The 18,320-nt window shown below is 67.0% G+C and carries 17 protein-coding genes; 7 read left to right on the top strand and 10 right to left on the bottom strand.

The window, feature by feature from the left end; genetic code table 11:
* Window positions 1–54 precede the first annotated feature (54 nt).
* Entirely contained in the window at window positions 55–1,095 is a 1,041-nt protein-coding gene (locus tag CMV14_RS05480; RefSeq protein WP_066963916.1) for a phosphotransferase family protein, read from the top strand.
* Window positions 1,096–1,133: 38 nt separating this feature from the next.
* On the opposite strand, the gene CMV14_RS05485 is transcribed toward CMV14_RS05480, so the two are convergent.
* The 5 genes from CMV14_RS05485 to CMV14_RS05505 are packed head-to-tail and all read right to left on the bottom strand — an operon-like array spanning window position 1,134 to window position 5,582.
* Window positions 1,134–1,958 (bottom strand): SDR family NAD(P)-dependent oxidoreductase, encoded by an 825-nt coding sequence (locus CMV14_RS05485; RefSeq protein WP_066963913.1) that lies wholly within the window; start codon window positions 1,956–1,958, stop codon window positions 1,134–1,136.
* Window positions 1,959–1,973: 15 nt separating this feature from the next.
* On the bottom strand, window positions 1,974–2,720 hold the full coding sequence (locus tag CMV14_RS05490) for an SDR family NAD(P)-dependent oxidoreductase (protein WP_066963910.1): 747 nt from the start codon (window positions 2,718–2,720) through the stop codon (window positions 1,974–1,976).
* A complete protein-coding gene (locus tag CMV14_RS05495; protein WP_066964178.1) occupies window positions 2,717–3,199 on the bottom strand; it encodes a VOC family protein in 483 nt (160 codons plus the stop codon). Before CMV14_RS05495 ends, CMV14_RS05490 begins: the two co-directional genes overlap by 4 nt.
* Before the next feature lie 14 nt (window positions 3,200–3,213).
* A complete protein-coding gene (locus CMV14_RS05500; protein WP_066963907.1) occupies window positions 3,214–4,353 on the bottom strand; it encodes a sulfotransferase family protein in 1,140 nt (379 codons plus the stop codon).
* Window positions 4,350–5,582 carry a DUF1214 domain-containing protein gene (locus tag CMV14_RS05505; protein WP_096367679.1) on the bottom strand — a complete coding sequence of 411 codons (1,233 nt, stop codon included), beginning with the start codon at window positions 5,580–5,582 and terminating at the stop codon, window positions 4,350–4,352. Before CMV14_RS05505 ends, CMV14_RS05500 begins: the two co-directional genes overlap by 4 nt.
* Window positions 5,583–5,664: 82 nt before the next feature.
* Here CMV14_RS05505 and CMV14_RS05510 point away from each other — a divergent pair, with 82 nt between their 5' ends.
* The gene (locus CMV14_RS05510; RefSeq protein ID WP_238147197.1) at window positions 5,665–6,639 is read left to right on the top strand and encodes a helix-turn-helix domain-containing protein; all 975 of its coding nucleotides are present in this window, start codon (window positions 5,665–5,667) and stop codon (window positions 6,637–6,639) included.
* Between the two features lie 34 nt (window positions 6,640–6,673).
* Here the strand turns inward: CMV14_RS05510 and CMV14_RS05515 are convergent, their stop codons facing one another.
* The 3 genes from CMV14_RS05515 to CMV14_RS05525 are packed head-to-tail and all read right to left on the bottom strand — an operon-like array spanning window position 6,674 to window position 10,463.
* A complete protein-coding gene (locus tag CMV14_RS05515; RefSeq protein ID WP_066967846.1) occupies window positions 6,674–8,263 on the bottom strand; it encodes an AMP-binding protein in 1,590 nt (529 codons plus the stop codon).
* 1 nt (window position 8,264) lies between these two features.
* Window positions 8,265–8,696, bottom strand: coding sequence for a carboxymuconolactone decarboxylase family protein (locus tag CMV14_RS05520; RefSeq protein WP_066967843.1), 432 nt, complete (start codon window positions 8,694–8,696; stop codon window positions 8,265–8,267).
* A gap of 36 nt (window positions 8,697–8,732) precedes the next feature.
* Window positions 8,733–10,463 carry an N-acyl-D-amino-acid deacylase family protein gene (locus CMV14_RS05525; protein WP_066967840.1) on the bottom strand — a complete coding sequence of 577 codons (1,731 nt, stop codon included), beginning with the start codon at window positions 10,461–10,463 and terminating at the stop codon, window positions 8,733–8,735.
* A 318-nt stretch (window positions 10,464–10,781) separates the two neighbouring features.
* Between CMV14_RS05525 and CMV14_RS05530 the strand changes: the two genes are divergently transcribed.
* On the top strand, window positions 10,782–12,014 hold the full coding sequence (locus tag CMV14_RS05530) for an amidohydrolase family protein (protein ID WP_066967837.1): 1,233 nt from the start codon (window positions 10,782–10,784) through the stop codon (window positions 12,012–12,014).
* Window positions 12,015–12,036: 22 nt separating this feature from the next.
* Here CMV14_RS05530 and CMV14_RS05535 read toward each other — a convergent pair whose 3' ends face one another.
* On the bottom strand, window positions 12,037–12,846 hold the full coding sequence (locus tag CMV14_RS05535) for an IclR family transcriptional regulator (RefSeq protein ID WP_066967834.1): 810 nt from the start codon (window positions 12,844–12,846) through the stop codon (window positions 12,037–12,039).
* Between the two features lie 138 nt (window positions 12,847–12,984).
* On the opposite strand from CMV14_RS05535, the gene CMV14_RS05540 reads away from it, so the two are divergent.
* The 4 genes from CMV14_RS05540 (at window position 12,985) to CMV14_RS05555 (ending at window position 17,212) form a co-directional block, all read left to right on the top strand.
* A complete protein-coding gene (locus CMV14_RS05540) occupies window positions 12,985–13,824 on the top strand; it encodes an IclR family transcriptional regulator (RefSeq protein ID WP_066967832.1) in 840 nt (279 codons plus the stop codon).
* A 16-nt stretch (window positions 13,825–13,840) separates the two neighbouring features.
* Complete coding sequence (locus tag CMV14_RS05545) at window positions 13,841–14,815, top strand: MDR family NADPH-dependent oxidoreductase (RefSeq protein ID WP_066967829.1); 975 nt, start codon at window positions 13,841–13,843, stop codon at window positions 14,813–14,815.
* Window positions 14,816–14,890: 75 nt separating this feature from the next.
* On the top strand, window positions 14,891–16,075 hold the full coding sequence (locus CMV14_RS05550) for an acyl-CoA dehydrogenase family protein (RefSeq protein WP_066967826.1): 1,185 nt from the start codon (window positions 14,891–14,893) through the stop codon (window positions 16,073–16,075).
* A gap of 6 nt (window positions 16,076–16,081) precedes the next feature.
* The gene (locus tag CMV14_RS05555) at window positions 16,082–17,212 is read left to right on the top strand and encodes an acyl-CoA dehydrogenase family protein (RefSeq protein WP_066967822.1); all 1,131 of its coding nucleotides are present in this window, start codon (window positions 16,082–16,084) and stop codon (window positions 17,210–17,212) included.
* 36 nt (window positions 17,213–17,248) lie between these two features.
* On the opposite strand, the gene CMV14_RS05560 is transcribed toward CMV14_RS05555, so the two are convergent.
* The gene (locus tag CMV14_RS05560) at window positions 17,249–18,235 is read right to left on the bottom strand and encodes a phytanoyl-CoA dioxygenase family protein (protein ID WP_066967819.1); all 987 of its coding nucleotides are present in this window, start codon (window positions 18,233–18,235) and stop codon (window positions 17,249–17,251) included.
* Between the last annotated feature and the right edge of the window lie 85 nt (window positions 18,236–18,320).

Consider the following 18,320-nt stretch of genomic DNA (forward strand, 5'->3'; position numbering starts at 1 on the left):
GGAAGCAGGGGTGCACCGGCGGTGCGCCCCTGTTTTCGTTTTGAGGAAATAGACATGACGGATCGCGCGCTACCGCTGCCGCTGACGCCCGAGCAGGTCGATGCGGACTGGCTCGGCCGCGCCCTCCGCCGGGGGATCGAGGCGGCCGAGATTGTCGATATCCTCTGGGGAACCTCGACCAAGATCCGCGTGCAGCTGCGTGGGGAGGGGCTGCCCGAGACCTTGATCGTCAAGGGCGGCTTCGAGGAGCACAGCCCGAAGATGGCGGCGATGTATGCCAACGAGGCGCGCTTCTACACCGATATCCAGCCGCATGTGCCGATGCCCTCGCCGCGCTGCTGGTTCGCCGGGTCCGATCCGGGGTCGCACCAGTCGATCGTGATCATGGAGGATCTGCGCCGCGACGGGCTGGTCTTCTGCGATCCGCTGGAACCGCAGGGCTTCGCGCGGATCGCCCGGCGGCTGGAGGTGATGGCCGGCTATCATGCCGCGACCTGGGAGTCGGTGCGCTTCGAGGCCGGCGGCCCATGGTCCGATATCCACAGCCGGTTCGAGACCTGGGGCCTCGACTATATGCGTCGCTATCTCGTTCCCGATGTCTGGGAGCATTATATGACCTCGCCTCGCGGCGCGGCGACTTCACGGCGTTTCCACGACCGCGACTGGATGGAGCGCGCGCTGCTCCGGATCGGGGAGATCCAGCACGCCCAACCCAAATGCCTGATCCATGGCGACACCCATCTCGGCAACCTCTACGTCGCCGAGGACGGCACGCCCGGCTTCTTCGACGCGCAGGTCGCGCGCACCGCCTGGCACCATGAGGTGTCCTATCACATCGTCTGCGCCGCCGACCTCGCCGACCGCCGCGATTGGGAAAGGGCGCTGCTCGATCGTTACCTGGCGGCGCTGGCCGGCCATGGCGTGACGGTGGATCGCGACCAGGCCTGGCTCGACTATCGGCGTTCGATCGCCTGGGGCCTGTTCATCTTCCTGACCAACGAGGTCCGCTTCCAGACCGAGGCGGTAAACACAGCCTATGCCGCCCGCTTCTCGCAGGCGGCGCTCGACCATGATCTGCGGGGTTTGCTGCCCTAGCCGGTCACTCTTGGACGTCATGCTGACTTTTCACGGAGTTACGGCCCCTCGATCAGCCCATGCGCGGTCATCCCCGCGATCTGGCTGACTCCGGCGTCGACCGGTAGCAGCACGCCCGTCAGCAGCCGCGCTTCGCGCGAGGCGAGGAACAGGGTCGCGGCCGCGACGTCCCAGGCGTCGCCTTCGATGCCGAGCGGGCCGACCTTGCGCCGCTTCTCGCGCAGCGGGGTTAGCTGCGGGTTGTTGGCGACATGCGGGGTGTAGAGATGCCCTGGCGAGACGATGTTGGCGCGTATGCCCTGCCGGCCATAGACGGTCGCGATCTCGCGGGTGAAGGCGTCGAGCGCGGCCTTGGCCGGCCCATAGCCGAGCGAGCCGTGCGCCCGCTGGCCGGCGGTGGAGGAGATGTTAACGATCGCCTTGCCCGCGCCCTCAAGCAGCGCCGGGATCGCCGCGCGGCACATGTTGAAGGCGCCGGTCAGGTTCACGTCGACGATCTCGCGCCAGACGGCATCGTCGATGTCGGCGAGCTTCGGCCCGCCAAATCCGCGCCCGACATTGTTGACGAGGATGTCGAGCCTGTCGAACACCGCCACCGCCTCGGCGAGGATGCGATTGCAGTCCTCCGGCTTCGTCACGTCGCCTGCGCAGGCGAACGCCTGGCCGCCGAAGCCCTCGATCATCGCCACGGTGCGCTCGGCATTGGCGCGGTCGCGGGTGACGACGCAGACCCTGGCCCCCTCGCGGGCGAACAGCATGGCGATGGTGCGGCCGTTGCTCATGTCCTCGCCGGGCGCGCCGGCGCCGGTGACGATCGCGGTCTGGCCGGCCAGTCGGTCATAATATCGGCCCGGTTCGGGCATGACGCTTCCTCCCCTTCAGATCGCGCTGCGGCCGCCGTCAATGATATAGGCGCCGCCATGGATATGCGGCGCCTCGTCCGAGGCGAGGAAGGCGACCAGCGCCGCCACCTCCTCGGGCTGGCCGAGCCGTCCCTGCGGCGATCGGGCGACGAGCATCTCGATCATCTCGGCGCTGCTGTTGGCGAGGATGTCGGTGTTGGTGGTGCCCGGGCAGACCGCGTTGATGCGGATATTGTCCCTGGCATATTCGGCGGCGGCGGCGCGGGTCATCATCAGCACCGCGCCCTTGGAGGTGATATAGGGGCTCGACATGGCGGTGGCCCGGAAGCTGCCGGTGGAGGCCATGTTGACGATCGATCCGCTGCCCTGGGCCAGCATGTGCGGGATGATCGCGCGCTGCATCAGATAGACGCCGCGGACGTTGACCCCCATCACCCGGTCCCAGTCCTCCGGCGGCTGTTCGTGCAGGCGCAGCCGCTGGCGCGGGCCGATCCCGGCATTGTTGATCAGCACATGGATCGCGCCGAAGCGGGCGATCACCTCCGCCACCATCGCTTCGATCGCGGAGGGGTCGGCCGAGTCGCAGATCAGGCCATGCGCCCCGGGACCCGCCGCCGCGACCGCCGCATCCAGCTTGTCGCGGTTGATGTCGGTGCCGATCACGGTCGCGCCCTCGCTCGCGAGCCGGATCATGCACGCCCGGCCGATGCCGGCGGCCGCGCCGGTGACGATCGCGACCTTGTTCTCGAAGCGCCGGCTCATGCCACCGCCTCCGCCATATGCTGGTCGATGCGGGCATTGAGTTTCCGGACCAGGGCTCGGTCGGAAAGCTCGACGAAATAGCCAAGCTGGGCGACGGTATCGAGGTGGATCACCGCGGCGTCGCCATTGGGCATCGTCGCGCCCCAGCTCTCGAACACGCATTCGACGCCGCCGGGCCGTTGGCCGAGATCGTCGACCGCATAGCCGAGATGGAAGATCCCCTCGCCGCGCGTCTCCAGCCATTCCCTGGCATTGCCCTCGCCGATCACGGGCTCGATCATCTCGAGATAGACATTGCCCCATCGGGTGAAGGCGTTGCGGTTGGCGAAGCGGCCCCGCCAGTCGCGGTAGCGCCCCTCATAATCGGTATCGAGCCGCCAGAAGGGGCCGAGGCCGAGCAGCCTGGAATAATGCTCTATGCCGGCGTCGATGTCGCGGACGACGACGCCGATCTGATAGAAATCGCCCTGAAACTTCATGGCCTTGCTCTCCGTCATGCGAGGTCGTGGCGTGCGATGTAATCGGCGAAGCGGGCGCGGACCTGATCGTCGGTGATGCCGAATTCGCCCGACGAATAGTCGTGCCGGCCATGCTTGCCCTGCGGGTTGTCGCCGATGAATTCGCGCATCGCTGCCTCGGCTTCGGGGCTCAGCACCAGCCCGAAATGGGCATAGATGCGCCGCACCGTGCCCAGCTTGTCGGCGATCAGGTCGCGATATTGGATGTCGAGCACATCGGCCTGGGGATGCGCTTCGCGCGCCGCCTGCATCCGCTCGACCGCGCGGGCGAAGATGTCGAGCCGGATCGGCCCGGTCTCGGCCTTGTCGAACAGCTGGCCGTTGCGCCAGATCAGGCTCGCGCCCGAGGCGATCGTCTCGACCGGGTTGCGGTGGAGCACCACCACCCGCGCATCGGGGAAGACGCGCAGCATCGCGTCAAAGCCATAGGTGTGCGACGGGTTCTTGAGCAGCCACGTCCTGTCGCGTTCGCGCGCGCCCATCAGCCGCAGATTGTCCTTGTAGCGGCGGTAGGAGGGCTCCTCGTCGGCCTCGTACCACCAGCGCCGATAGTCGGGCAGCGGCAGGGTAGAGTTGAAGGCGTTGGTCATGAAGCTCTGGCCCATGACGGTGATGCATTCGTCGGCCAGCGCGGCGCCCATGTCGTGCGCGGCGCGCAGGCCCGGATTGGCGGCGAAGGTCGCCTCCAGCCGATCATGCACCTGGCGATATTGCGGATGGCTCTCCCATTCCTCGCGCGGCGGGCGGACAAGCGGCGCCTCGCCCACCCAGCGCGGTGTCCACTGGAACTGCGGATCGACCGACATCAGAAAATGCAGGATGGTCGTGCCGCTGCGCGGCAGGCCGGTGATGATCAACGGTGCCGGCACCGGATCGATGAGGACTTCCGGGTGCGCGTTCCAGCCAGCTTGCGAGGACAGCCGGCTAGCGAGCAGGTTGATCGCCATCGCGCCAAAGCGCGGTGCGATGCGGTCACGGCGCGGGCTGCTCCGCACCGCTTCGATCAGCACGCCTAGTCCTTCGCGATAGTCGCCATCGCCGAAATCGGCGAGGCCGGTGCGCATGATCGCTTCTTCATGCAGCGCATCGGCGTTGGTAGGGTCGAAACCGCTCATCGCTGGAACCGCTTGGCGAGCTGTTCGCGCCGCTTCGACAGGGTCGCGCGGCGGGTGGCGGCGTCGACCGTCGGATGATCGGCGGGCAGGACCTCGCGCACCGCGTCCGCCTTGATCAGCCTTGAGGTTGGCGTGGGGATCGCCTGGTCGGGACGGAACCAGCGATAATGGAGGAATCCGCGCCGGGTGCCGCCGGTGTCGAGCCAGTTGGGCACCCCCGGATCGCGCGCCGAGATCACGAAGCGAGCCTTGCCGTCGCCATCGACATGCGCCTGCCGCGCGTTGAGCGAAGTCTGCCGGTTCATGATGTCGGGCGCTTCCCACCACATATTGTAGAGGGTGAAGCTCCAATAGGGGCCGTCGGGCAGGTCGGTCTCGATCAGGATCGCCTCGTCCTCGGCCAGGTCGAGGCAGATGATGCCATAATAGAGCCACGCCTTGCCGCCGGTCATCGGCGGCTTGAAATTCTTGACCCCGGGTGGCTCGGTGCTGGGCGGGGTGATGATATTGGCGGGGTTGTCCGCACGGACATTGGCCGCGCGCCGGTTCCACCAGCGCGCGGCGGCCAGGAACAGCCGCGTGGCATTGGCGATCTGGCCGGCCAAGGTGTCGGCGGACAGGGCAGGGGGATAGGCGGGGGCGCCTGGATCGATCCGCTCGATCGTCAGCCAGCCCGGCGGCAGGTCGCGGTCCCAATCCCAGTCGTAGCGGCGCACGGTCAGGCCGTTGCCGGCGGTGGGATATTGGTCGGGGATGGTGATGTCGCCGGTCAGGTCGGCGGCGATCGGGGTCCAGTTGCCGGGCTGTTCCTCGGCGGAGACGATCACCTCGAAATCGCCGTTCGCGTCCGTCGCGATATTGTCGTGCCACAGCCGGCCGATATTGACGCTGCGGCCCTCACCGCCATTGTTGCCGCGCAGCCTATAGGTCGCGTCGCCGCGCAGCGCGGCAAGCAGGTAGGCGATGTTGTTGTCGGGCCCGCCATAGCGGAAGCGGTCGTCCATCTGGCGCAGGAAAAGCGGGAAATCGGGATCGTTGAAGTCGAGCCGGTGCTGGAGGCTCATCGCCGCGATGCGGGCGATCGACCGCAGCAGCTCGGCCAGCTCGTCGCCGTCGGAGGGATCGCCGAGCGCGCCGTCGATCGCCTCGCCGGCAACCTGTTTCAGCGCATCGCAATGGCCGTTCCACGCTGCGCGCAGCGCTTCGCGTTCCTTGGGGCTTATCGCCATGATCCTCTCCTGCAATGGGGGGGAGGATTGCGCGGCCGGGGGCACTGGACCAGCAGCATTCAGGACATTATCATAGGTAGAAGTGACAAACTCCTCCGATCTGGTTCGTATCGCGATGCTCTGCGAGCCCGCCACCCAGCGCGCGAGCCTGGCGCCGCTACGCGATCTCGCCCGCCTGTCCGAACGGCTGGCCGGAGAGCTGGACGGACAGGCCGGGATGCTGCCGCTCCAGCTTGATCTGCTCCACGATGCGCGGCTCGGCGAAGCGCCCTTGTCGGAGAGCCGTCCGCTGCCGCTTCGCCCCGGCGGCCAGCGCTACGACGTCGTCTTCATGCCGGCCGGCGACGATCCGGTCGCGGGCGAGCCCTGGGACGATGCGGCGCGTAGCGCCTGGCTGCGCTGGCAGCATGGCATCGGGGCCTGGGTGGCGGGGCTCGGCTCGGGCGTGCTCGCGCTGGCGGCGGCAGGGCTGCTCGATGGTGGCCCGGCCTCGGTGCCGCCGCGCCACGCCCGTCAGGTGCGCCAGCTCCATCCGCAGATCCGCCTCGCCCATATCGGCGCGCTCGCCGAACATGGCCGGGTGCTGACCGCAGCCGAGCCCGCCTCGGTGTTCGCGCTGGTGGTGGCGCTCACCCGCCGCTTCCATTCGCACGGCCTTGCCGAGCGCTATCGCCGCGCCTGCGGCCTGCCCGAGACGGCGGTGCCCGACAATGCGCTGCTGCCGATGCGCAACAACCAGGATCTGCTGATCGCCGAGGCGCGCGCCTGGATCATCGCGCACATGCATGACGATATCGACATGGGCGCGGTGGCGGCGCAGTTCCACGTCAGCACGCGCACGCTGGCGCGCCGCTTCGAGCGGTCGATGGGGATCACCCCGGCGCGCTACCTGCGCGAGGCGCGGCTGGACGCTGCCCGCTCGATGCTGCACCGGACGCGCTTCTCGATCGAGCAGATCGCCCATCTCGTCGGTTATCGCGACGTCGGCTTCTTCCGCGATCTGTTCCGCAAGAGCAGCGGCTGTTCGCCGAGGGCATATAGGATGGCAGCGCAATAGAAGATCCTTCCCATTCTGCGCATAGGGAGGATCTTCAGGCCGTCAGCCTGTCCCGCAGCACGAATTTCTGGATCTTGCCGAGCGGAGTGCGCGGGAAATCCTCGACCAGGAACAGGTGGCGCGGCACCTTGTAATTGGCCATGCGCTCGCGGCTCCAGGCGGTCAGCTCGGCCAGGGTCAGGCTGGCGCCGGAGCGCAGGATGACGCAGGCCGCGCAGACCTCGCCCATCCGGTCGTCGGGCCAGCCGATGATGCAGATGTCGGCGATCGCCGGATGCGCGCGCAGGATATTCTCGACCTCGGCCGGATAGGCGTTGAAGCCGCCGACGATGACGACATCCTTCAGCCGGTCGAGGATGCGCACCGTGCCGTTGGGGTTCAGGCAGGCGACGTCGCCGGTGTGCAGCCAGCCGTCGGCGTCGATCGTCGCCGCGGTCTGCTCGGGATCCTCGAAATAGCCCTGCATGACGTTGGGCCCGCGCACCAGCAGTTCGCCGGTGTCCTCGGCGATCCGCACCTCGACTCCGGGCAGCGGCACGCCGACGGTCCTGGCGATCGTCTCGAAATCGCTGTCGGGATAGTTGACCGTTACCAGCGCGGTGGTCTCGGTCTGGCCGAAGCTGGTCAGGAACAGGTCGAAGCCGAAGACCTCGCGGCCGGCGCGGATCAGCTCGACGGGCACGTTGGATGCGCCGGTATGCCCGACCCGGAGCGAGGAGATGTCGAAATCGCCGAAGCGCGGATGCTCCATCAGCGAGGTGAAGATGGTCGGCGGACCCATCAGCACGCTGATCCGTTCGCGCTCGATCAGGGCGAGCACCGCTTCGGGATCGAAGCTGGCGACGGGGAAGACCGTCATCCCCGCGACGAGGCCGGACACCCAGCCCGAACGATAGCCGAAGCTGTGGAAGAAGGGATTGACGATCAGCGCCCGGTCGCCGGCGTGCAGGTCGTTGGAGCGGTTCCAGTTGGCGACCATCCACAGTGCCTGGCCGTGATTGTGCATCGCGCCCTTGGGGTAGCCGGTGGTGCCGCTGGTGAAGAGGATGTCGGCGATGCTGTCTGGCCGGACGGCGGCGATGTGCGCGGCAAGCTCAGCCTCGCCGCATTGTTTGGCTTCGAACACCGCCAGCGATGCGTCGTCGAGCAGCACGATCCGTTCGAGGGCCGGCAGCGCCGCGACCGGCCCGGCCGCGCCCAGACCATCCCCCGCCTGCGCCAGCATCGCGACATAGTCGTTGCCGAGGAAGCTGCCCACGGTGAACAGCAGGCGCGCGCGGGTCTTGCCCAGCGCGTAGAGCGCCTCGCCGCCCTTGAAGCGGGTGTTGATCGGCACCATGACCGCGCCGATGCTCTCGATCGCCGAGGCGGCAATCATCCATTCCGGGCTGTTCGGTGCCCAGATCGCGACGCGATCGCCATGGGCGATGCCCTGCGCCACCAGCGCCGCCGCGAGGCGGTTCACCCGCTCGGCGAATCCCGCGAAGCTGGTCGCCCGCCCGTCCTCGCCGACGACGAAGGGCGTGTCGCCATAGGTGGCCGCGACATGGGCGATCAGCTCGGGCAGCGTATGCTCGAGCGATATCGTCAGCCCGGAGAAATGCGGGCTCACCGCGTCGTCCATGTCAGAGCAGGCCGCGTTCTTCCGCCGTCTCAAGGCCATCGGGCGAAACCCCGGCCTCGCGCATCGCCTCGACCACGGCGGTGGTCGCGGTGGCGATGCAGGGGAAGCCGACATAGGGGGCGAGCTGGACGAGGATGCCCTCCAGCTCGGCGACGGTCAGGCCGTTGGCCAGGCCGATCTTCACATGGTTCTTCAGTTCCAGCGGCTGGCGCTGCGCCACCAGCATCGAGACGATCGCGATGCTCTTTTCCTTGCGGCTGATGCCGGGATGCTGCCACGCATCATGAAAGCACGCCGTCGCCGCCATCCGGGTGATCGGCGAACCGAACCGGTCGGAACTGGCGGCGTCGCGGAAGGCGTCGCCGAATTTCTCTCCCATGATCCCGGCGATGAAGTTGACGCCGATCTCCTGCTTTTCATCGAGCTTGGCCACGCAATCCCCTTTCGCTCTGGTTCGTTTCTTTGCGGCTCAGTGCGCCGTTTCGGGCGTGGGGCGCCCGAAGCGCACCAGCCGGCCCGGCAGCTGGCCGGTCGGCCGGCCGCGCCGATAGGTGATCTGGCCCGAGACGATCGTCGCCTCATAACCGTCCGATTGCTGGCTCAGCCGCTTGCCGCCGGCCGGAAGATCATGCTTCACGCGCGGCGCGTAGAGGTGCAGCCGATCGAGGTCGATGACGTTCAGGTCGGCCTTGTAGCCCGGCTTGATCACGCCGCGATCGAACAGGTTCACCGTCTCGGCGGTCTCGCGGCTCAGCATGCTCACCGCCTGCTCGATCGTCATCTTGTGGCCGTCGCGGACATATTGCGAGAGCATGTAGGTCGGATAGGCGGCGTCGCAGATCATGCCGTAATGCGCGCCGCCGTCGCCCAGGCCCAGCACGGTGCCGGGCTTGCCGAACAGGTCCACCGCCGCGTCGAAGCGGTTGTTCTCGGTATTGCCCATCGGGCAGTAGATGATCGCCCGGCCGTTCTGGCGCAGCAGCTCGTCATACATCAGCTCGCGCTCGTCGATGCCCAGCGTCTCGGCGCGCGCCTTGATGCTGTCGCTGGGATGCGGGTTGTAGTTGGGCGGATCGCCGAGCGGGAACAATATATGGGTCTGCTGGACCACCCACAGGAAGAAGGGGTTGGGGTCCTCGGGCTGCTCGGACAGCAGCTGCTTGCGGAAGGCGGGGTCGCGCATCCGCGCCACCTTCTCGTCCAGCGGCAGCTTCTCGATCTGCTTGTAGCTCGGGTTGAGCGAGAAGGGGTGATAGCTCAGCTCGATGCCGAACAGCATGCCGATCGGCCGCGGGAAGAACTGGCCGTGGATGCGGCGCCCCTCCTGCTTGGCCCGGGCGAGGCCGTTGAGCAGCGGTTCGGGCCCGCCTACCACCTCTGATCCGGTGAACAGGCTGAAATTGACCGACTTGCCGCCCGAGACCCGGTTGAGATTCTCGATGATGCCCCATTCGTGGGTGGTCGGCTGGCCTGTGTTGGGGATGATCTGGAAGACGCCGGCGCCGGCATCCTTCAGCCCTTCGGCCAGCGCCTCGAGTTCGTCCACCTCGGTCTTGGTCGAAGGGGCGGGACGGCCGTCGCGGAAGCTGTGGGCAAGCTGGCGCGAGGTGGTGACGCCGAGCGCGCCGGCCTCGATCGCCTCGCGGGTGAGGCGGCGCATCTCGGCCAGATCGGCCTCTGTCGGCGGCTCCAGGTTGGTGCCGCGCTCGCCCATCACATAGACGCGCAGCGGGCTGTGCGGCAGCTGCGCCGCGAAGTCGACATCGGTGCGCCGGGTGTCGAGGAAGTCGAGATATTCGGGGAAGGTTTCCCACTTCCACGGCACGCCGTCGGCCATCACCACCTCGGGGATGTCCTCGACGCCTTCCATCAGCTTGATCATCAGCTGGCGATGTTCGGGCCGCGACGGCGCGAAGCCGACGCCGCAATTGCCCATCACCACCGTCGTCACGCCATGGTTGGAGGAGGGGGCGAGGGTGTTCTCCCAGGTGACCTGCCCGTCATAATGGGTGTGCACGTCGACGAAGCCCGGGGTCACGATCAGCCCGGCGCCGTCGATCTCCTCGATGCCCCGGCCGCCGACCGCGCCGACCGCGGCGATCACGCCGTCCTTGATCGCCACATCGGCCTGGAAACCCGTCGCGCCGGTGCCGTCCACCACCGTGCCGCCACGGATCACGATGTCAAATTCCGCGCTCATCCTGTTCCTCGCTTTCGCCCGGGATCCTGCCGTCGTCGATGGGCGATCCGCGATCCGGCGGCGCCGGTCATGCTGGGCTCTGGGGAAAGATAGGATGCCGGGGTGGGGCGTCAACCGGACGATGGGCCGGGGATGCCGGGGCGCCCGATTCATCGGTCATCTGATGATCGTGTGCGTCTGCCATCAGATAACCGATGGACGCGGCCGGCTTCTATTCGGCCCTCCGGCGGTGTCGTATATCCCGGTCGAACACGCGGTGCGGTGGCAAGGGGCAATTCGATCCCCCGCACGCGGTCTCTTCAGTCTTATGGAGTCGCCATGTCTTCCCCAGCGCAGATCAAGTCGGCGGATCGTCCTTCGCTCTACACGGGGCCGATCTTCGATGCGGACACCCATTTCTGGGAAACCGACGACGCGTGGACCAAATATCTGCCCCGTGACGCGGCGGAGAAATACGGCATCAGCTTCAAGGCTGGCGATGACGGCGATTTCGCCATGTATGTCGGCCCGCGCAAGGTGGAGATCAGCGCCGATCACCTGTTCGAGGACGGCCGCGTGCCGGCGCCGGGCAAGCTCCACGAATGGCTGCGCGCGATGAAGGAGGGCAAGGCCGAGATCGACCTGCACGTCCCCAAGACCGCCGACATGATGGAACCCGCCGCGCGGGTGAAGAAGCTGGACAGCTGGGACGTGCGCTCGTCGATCCTGTTCATCGGCAACATGATCACCGCGATCAGCTTCCTCGACGACCCGCGCTACGCCTATCCGGTGCTGAACGCCTACAACGCCTGGATGTACGACCAGTGGCGCTACAATTATGACGACCGCATCTACACCGCGCCGATCATCACGCTCGACGACCTCGATGAGGCCTGCAGGCAGCTGCGCGGCGTGGTCGAAAAGGGCGCCAAGCTGATTCTGATGCCGATGGGCCCCTATAACGGCAAGGCGCCCGCGCATCCCGATCACGATCCCTTCTGGGCGATCGCCAACGAGGCCGGCATCCGCGTCGTCTTCCACGTCTCCGAAGCGATCTACATGAAGCATCATATGGCGGTGTGGGGCGAGCCGGTGCAGCAGTCGCGCATCAAGCAGACCGCCTTCGTCTGGATGCACGGCTATTCCGAGCGGCCGGTGATCGAGACGCTGTCGAGCTTCATCTTCTGGAACTTCTTCGCGCGCTTCCCCAATGTGAAGCTGCTCTCCGCCGAAAACGGCGCCGAGTGGGTTCCGGCGATGCTGACCAAGATGGACAAGTGCCGCGGCATCGCCAAGAACGGCTATTGGCCGGGTGGCCAGCTCAAGGACCGGCCGAGCCGTATCTTCGCCCAGCATGTCTCGGTCGTCGCCTATCCGGAGGACGATCTGAAGTCGATCGTCGACCAGGTCGGCACGGCGGACTGGCTGCTGATGGGATCGGACTATCCCCACGCCGAAGGCGTCGAGGAACCTCGCATGTTCGCGGACGAAGCGTGCCGGGGGCTATCGGACGGCGACGTCCACAAGATCATGTACGAGAACGGCATGCGCTTCATGGGCCTGCCCTATTGAACGGGCAGGGGGCTGGCGCGCGTCAGTCCCCCTGGCCGATCTCCGGCACCGGGGTCACCGGTTGGCCGGAAGCCTCATGCCCCGCATCGATCAACATCTGCAGGAAGCTGTCATAATTGACCCGCATGCGATCGAGCGGCGCGGCCAGCATCATCGCCCCGATCGCCTGATCGTCCGGGCCGAACACCGGCACCGATAGCGCGGCGGTGTCGCTCAGCATCTCGCCGAAGCTGGCGCAGTAGCCGATCCGCCGTATCTCCTCGAGGTGCGCCATGATCTCGGACTCTGTGGTGCGCGTGCTGTCGGTCAGCGCCCGCAGCTTGGCGCGCCGCAGATAGGCCGTGATGCGGGCCGGCTCGGCATAGGCCAGCAGCACCCGCCCGGCCGCGCTGGCGTAGAGCGGGGCGCGGATGCCGACATGCATCGCATAACGCACCGGCTGGGTGCTGTTGATCGCCTCGGTATAGATGGCCTGGCCGATCTCCCAGTCGGCAATGGCGAAGCCCACCGACTCGTGCGTCGCCCGCGCCAGCATCTTCACCGGCTGCCGGACGATGTCGGGCGCCGACCAGGTCGACATGATGTGTCCCGCCAGGCGATAGGCGACTGGACCCAGCCGGTAGCGGCCCTCCTCCTGCATCAGGTAGCGCAGGTCGCACAGGCCGCGCAGCGTATCGAGGAAGGTGCTCTTGGGCACGGCCATCGCCGTGCTGATCTCGGCGAGGCTCAGTCCCTCGCGATGCTTCGACAGCAATAGCAGCAGATCGAGCACGCGCCCTATCGCCTTCGGTCCCTTGGGCGTGCGCCCCTTCTCCCCCGTCGATGATGTCATTTTCCGCTCTCTTTGCATCCTCCATTTCGGACATAATCGTTCGAATATTCGAACACAATTCGAAAAAACTTTACGCATCGTATTTGTGATGCTACCCCGGAGGCAGGATCAGCGAGTCTCAGGAGAGGGAGAGCATCGATGGCCAACAGCGACCCGAGAACGATCAAGTCGGCGCACCGCGTCCTCGAAATTCTCGAATATTTTGATCAGGACAGGCGCTACGCGACGGTGATGGACATGTCGCGCAAGCTGTCCTACCCGCAGTCGAGCACGTCGGAACTGCTGCGCTGCCTGACGCGGCTCGGCTATCTCCACTATAACCGCTTCCGCCGCACCTATAGCCCGACCGCGCGTGTCGCCCTGCTCGGCGCCTGGGTGAAGCCGGCGCTGTTCCGTGGCGGGCCGGTGTTGTCGGCGATCGACCGCGTGGCCGACCTGATCGGCGAGACGGTGATCCTGTCGACGGCTTCCAACTATGTCGTCCAGCATCTCCACGTCATGCATGGCCCGGGCGAGGATGCGGTCGACGCGCATGTCGGCGATACGCTGCCGCTGCTGCACAGCCCGCAGGGCAAGCTGCTGCTCTCGAGCTACCAGAACGATCATGTGCGGTCGGCGGTGCATCGGCTCAACGCTGAGGAAAGCGATCCCGAGCGTCATGTCCGCCTTGCCGATGTGATGGAGGAACTGGCCAGGCTGCGTGAGCAAGGCTGGCTCATCACCGACGAGGCCGACGGCACGGGCTGCATCGCGGTGCTGCTGCCGGCGCGGCGCGGCATGGACCGGCTGGTGATCAGCGTGCTGGCCTCGCGTGAGGTGATCGCCCGGCGCTCGGGCGAGATCATCGCCGCGCTGCTCGACCATCGCGAGGAGATCGACGCGGCCGATCGTTCGGACGTCAAGGAGATGGCGGACAACAGCTTCGTCCGCATGAACGACAATGTGAAGATCATCAGCTATCGGCGCCACTTCGCCTGACGCCATCGACCACGGAATGAGCCCGCCGGCCAATATCGCCATATTGGCCGGCACGGCGGGCGAGGTCCGGCCGATGCCCGTGCCGATGCCCGGCCCGCCCGAGCCCGGTGGCCTGCTTGTCCGGATGCTGTTCGCGCCGGTCAATCCGGCCGACCTCCTCGCCATTGACGGGCGCTACGCCCTGACGCTCGATCCCGGGGCACCGATCGGGGCCGAAGGGATCGGCATGGTTGAGCAGGCGGGCGAGGGGGTTCTGGATCTCCGTCCCGGCGATCTCGTCCTCCCGCTCGATCGCGGCAACTGGACGAGCTGGCGTCGGCTCGACCGGGCAAGGGTGATGCCGGTGCCGCCGGGAGTCGCACCCGAACAGGCGGCGATGCTGCGGATCAATCCGGCGACGGCCTGGCTGCTGCTCGACATGAGCGGCGCAGGCCCGGGTGATTGCATCGTCCAGAACGCCGCCCATTCGGCCGTCGCCCATTGGGTTCGCAGCTTCGCGGCAATGCGTGACATAACAGTGATCGACGTGGGACGTCGGGGCTCAGCACCGTCCGAGATCGCTGCATTTCCAGACGACGGCGATCTCGCGGGGGCGGTCCGCGCGGCGGCGGCCAGCCAGCCTATCCGCGCCGCGCTCGATTGCGTCGCCGGGTCCGCAAGCGGTCGCCTTGCCGCCTGCCTTGAAGAGGACGGCGTTCTCCTTGTCTTCGGCCATCTGTCGGGCGAGCCGGCAAGCATTCCCTCGACGCTGCTCACCGGGCGCGGCCTGACCGTCAGGGGCTTCACCTTGCGCCGCGTCGAGGCGCGGATGACCCCTACCACCCGCGAAGCGATGGCCGCGGCGATCGCCGCAGCTGTAGCCGGGGGTGCGGCGGACCTGCCGATCCAGGCGGTGCTCCCGCTTGCCGAAGCCGATCGCGCCATCGCGCTGGCCCGCACGCCGGGACGTGGACGGGTGCTGCTCGACCTTCAGGCAATATCGGGCATGTGAAGGCTGCCCGCCGCCGCGTTGACACCCGCCCCCAAAGACTGGTGGGGATGATCGCCGACCAACGGGAATATTACGATGAACCTGGATTTCACGCCCGAGGAGATCGCCTTCCGCGACGAGGTGCGCGCCTTCTTCCGGGAGGCGCTGCCCGACGATCTGCGCCGCAAGATGATCGACCGCGAGCATCTGGAAAAGGACGATACTGTCCGCTGGCAGCGCATCCTCAACGCGCGCGGCTGGGCGGTGACGCACTGGCCCGTCCAATATGGCGGCCAGGCCTGGACGCCGGCGCAGCGCTACATCTTCCAGGAGGAGATGGCGCTCGCCCATGCGCCCGAGGGATCGCCGTTCAACGTCAACATGATCGGCCCGGTACTGTGCCGCTTCGGCACCGACGAGCAGAAGGCGCGTTTCCTGGCCGCCACCGCCAATCTCGATATCTGGTGGTGCCAGGGCTTCTCCGAGCCCGGTGCCGGATCGGACCTCGCCAGCCTCAAGACCAGCGCTGTCCGGGACGGCGACCATTATGTGCTCAACGGCCAGAAGATCTGGACCACCCAGGCGCAGCATGCCGACTGGATGTTTGGCCTGTTCCGCACCGACAATAGCGGCCGTAAGCAGCAGGGCATCAGCTTCCTGCTGCTCGACATGGGGACGCCCGGCATCACCGTGCGGCCGATCGAGACGATCGACGGCGGTCATGACGCGAACGAGGTGTTCTTCGACGATGTCCGCGTGCCGGTCGCCAATCTCGTTGGCGAGGAAGGCAAGGGCTGGGACGTCGCCAAGCACCTGCTCGGCAGCGAGCGCAGCGGCATCGCCCGCATCGGCCTGTCCAAGGAGCGGCTGTCGCAGCTTCGCAGTCTTGAGCGCCGGCTCGCCGATGACGGAACGCTGACCACGGCCGAGCAGCAGCGCCTCGCCTTCAAGCTGGCCGAGGTCGAGGTTGAGCTGCGCGCGCTGGAACTGACACAGTTGCGCGTCGTCTCGGCCGATGCCCATGGTGGCGGCGCCAATGCGGCGGCCTCGATCCTGAAGGTGAAGGGCACCGAGATGCAGCAGCGCATGACCGAGCTGGTGCTGGAGCTGGCCGGGCCGGCCGGACTCGCCACCGCCGCGCATGGTGCGCCCGGCGATCCCGACCAGGGCTGGATCGCGGCGGCGGCGCCCTTCTACTTCACGATGCGCAAGGTCTCGATCTTCGGCGGATCGAACGAGATTCAGAAGAATATCATCGCCAAGACGATGCTGGGGCTGTGACCAGAAATGGATTTTGAACTCACCGACGAGCAGAAGATGCTCAGCGAGACGGTCACCCGCTATATCGCGGAGACTTATGAATTCTCCAAACGCGAGCACGCGTTGCGCGGCGATGAAGGCTGGAGCCGCGAGGCCTATGCCGGGCTCGCGGAGATGGGCCTGCTCGGCCTGCCCTTCGCCGAGGAGGATGGCGGCTTCGGCGGCGGCGGCGTCGAGATGATGCTGATCATGGAGGCGATCGGTCGCGGCCTGATGGTCGAGCCCTATTTCGCGACGGTGGTACTGGCGGGCGGCGTGCTCCGCCATGGCGCCTCGGCGGCGCAGCGCGCCGGGATCGTGCCGGGTCTGGTCGCGGGCGAGCATATTCTTGCGCTCGCCCATGACGAGGCGGGCATCGCGCGTCACACCCTGGCGGTCCGCACGACGGCGCGTGAGACAGGCGGCGGCTGGACGCTCGATGGCGCCAAGATCGCGGTGATCCACGGCCAGAGCGCCGACACGCTGATCGTCAGCGCAACGACCGGGCAGGGGCTCGGCCTGTTCCTCGTCGATGCCCGCGCCGAGGGTGTCTCGATCGAGGGCGCGCGGGGCTATGACGGAGTGCCGGTGGCCTCGGTCCGCCTGTCGGGCATGACGGTCGGCGCCGACGCGCTGATCGGCACGGCGGGCGATGGCGAAGCGATCCTCGACAAGGTGTTCGACGAAGCGCGCGCCGCGCTTGCCGCCGAGGCGGTCGGCGCAATGGCCGAGACCTTCGACATCACGGTTGACTATCTCAAGACGCGCCAGCAGTTCGGTGTTGCGATCGGCAGCTTCCAGGCGCTCCAGCACCGCGCTGTTGACATGCTGATGCAGCTCGAACTGTCGCGCAGCATGGCGGTGCTCGCCGCCTTGTCGCTCGGTGGCGAGGTGGACCAGCGCCGCCGCAACATCGCGGCCGCCAAGGCGCAGATCGGCAAGTCCGGCCGGATCGTCGGGCAGGAGGCGGTGCAGATGCACGGCGCAATCGGTATCACCGCCGAATATAAGGTGGGTCACGCCTTCAAGCGGCTGACCGCGATCGACGCTTTGCTCGGCGACCGCGACCATCATCTGGCGCGGCTGGCGGCGATGGGCGGGGTCTACGCAGCGGCCTGACCGTCGCCCCGGCGTTCGCCGGGACGACGCTTTGTCTCAGCCTTCCGATGCCTTGCGCAGCATCACTGCACGGTCGCCGTCGCGGACCACCACCAGCCGCATTCCTGGCCTGGTATAGTCGGCGAAGCCTTCGAAGGGCTCACGCTTGCCGGGGTGCAGCACCCGGATGAAGGTGCCCTCGTCCACCTTCAGCGTGATCGTGCCGCGCGCGCCGGCATCGACGGTAATCGAGTCGGGCGTCACAGCCGTCACGGTGGCGGCGATCGCGCTGGGGTTGGAGGCCGACTGGACCCGCGAGTCGAACGAGATGCGCAGCCGGTCCGAATGGTTGGGCATGCCGCAATGCGGGGTGTAGGGGTTCACGATCAGAACGTCGCCAGGCATGTAATCGGTGGTCGCCCAGGCGTCGTCGGGGATCGCGTCGCGTGGGATCGGATAGGGCGCGGGCTTGGCGGTGTTGTGGAAGAAGCCGCGCTTGTTCTGGCCCACCGCCAGCGCCAGCCCGCCCATCTCGCGGGTGCAGGGCGTCAGCGTGATCCAGACCGGTTTATAGTCCTGGATGCCGGGGCTGTAGAAGCCGTCCTGATGGACGACGGTGGTCGGGCCGTTCGGCGGATAGGTGCGATACTGGACGATCGGCACCGCGCAGGCCGGTTCGCCCAGCACCTTCTCCATCACCGCCAGGTTGGCGGGATGCTCGATCAGCTTCGCGGCGATGCCCGAATAAAGATCGCTTTCCTCCATGCCGCCATCGAAGGCGCCGCCGATATATTTCCCTTCCGGGTCGTCGGCGCGGGCCAGGCCAAGCTTCTCGGCAACCTTGAGCATCGCATCGCGCGCTTCTGCCACGGCGGCCGGATCGAACACGCCGCGCAGCAGGATATAGCCATTGTCCTGATAGAAGCGCTCGAGCGCGTCATGGTCTTCGAGCAGATGGTTGCAGCTTTCGAGCTCGCGATCGGGCCGGACATCGGTGACCTTGATATCCTCGGCATCGGGCCGGCTGAGCGTTGCGACAGACATGGAACCTCTCCGTTCTACGGGACTCGACGCCTCGGGACGTCACTGCACAGAAGACGCTTTCGCGGCGCTAAAGTGAGGGATGTTT

It is taken from the genome of Rhizorhabdus dicambivorans (assembly GCF_002355275.1).
GTDB lineage: Bacteria > Pseudomonadota > Alphaproteobacteria > Sphingomonadales > Sphingomonadaceae > Rhizorhabdus > Rhizorhabdus dicambivorans.

Bases quoted from the DNA above. Each gene is read 5' to 3' on its own strand.
- CMV14_RS05480 (WP_066963916.1), top strand. From the start codon at position 55: ATGACGGATCGCGCGCTACCGCTGCCGCTGACGCCCGAGCAGGTCGAT.
- CMV14_RS05485 (WP_066963913.1), bottom strand. From the start codon at position 1,958: ATGCCCGAACCGGGCCGATATTATGACCGACTGGCCGGCCAGACCGCG.
- CMV14_RS05490 (WP_066963910.1), bottom strand. From the start codon at position 2,720: ATGAGCCGGCGCTTCGAGAACAAGGTCGCGATCGTCACCGGCGCGGCC.
- CMV14_RS05495 (WP_066964178.1), bottom strand. From the start codon at position 3,199: ATGAAGTTTCAGGGCGATTTCTATCAGATCGGCGTCGTCGTCCGCGAC.
- CMV14_RS05500 (WP_066963907.1), bottom strand. From the start codon at position 4,353: ATGAGCGGTTTCGACCCTACCAACGCCGATGCGCTGCATGAAGAAGCG.
- CMV14_RS05505 (WP_096367679.1), bottom strand. From the start codon at position 5,582: ATGGCGATAAGCCCCAAGGAACGCGAAGCGCTGCGCGCAGCGTGGAAC.
- CMV14_RS05515 (WP_066967846.1), bottom strand. From the start codon at position 8,263: ATGGACGACGCGGTGAGCCCGCATTTCTCCGGGCTGACGATATCGCTC.
- CMV14_RS05525 (WP_066967840.1), bottom strand. From the start codon at position 10,463: ATGAGCGCGGAATTTGACATCGTGATCCGTGGCGGCACGGTGGTGGAC.
- CMV14_RS05530 (WP_066967837.1), top strand. From the start codon at position 10,782: ATGTCTTCCCCAGCGCAGATCAAGTCGGCGGATCGTCCTTCGCTCTAC.
- CMV14_RS05535 (WP_066967834.1), bottom strand. From the start codon at position 12,846: ATGACATCATCGACGGGGGAGAAGGGGCGCACGCCCAAGGGACCGAAG.
- CMV14_RS05540 (WP_066967832.1), top strand. From the start codon at position 12,985: ATGGCCAACAGCGACCCGAGAACGATCAAGTCGGCGCACCGCGTCCTC.
- CMV14_RS05545 (WP_066967829.1), top strand. From the start codon at position 13,841: ATGAGCCCGCCGGCCAATATCGCCATATTGGCCGGCACGGCGGGCGAG.
- CMV14_RS05550 (WP_066967826.1), top strand. From the start codon at position 14,891: ATGAACCTGGATTTCACGCCCGAGGAGATCGCCTTCCGCGACGAGGTG.
- CMV14_RS05555 (WP_066967822.1), top strand. From the start codon at position 16,082: ATGGATTTTGAACTCACCGACGAGCAGAAGATGCTCAGCGAGACGGTC.
- CMV14_RS05560 (WP_066967819.1), bottom strand. From the start codon at position 18,235: ATGTCTGTCGCAACGCTCAGCCGGCCCGATGCCGAGGATATCAAGGTC.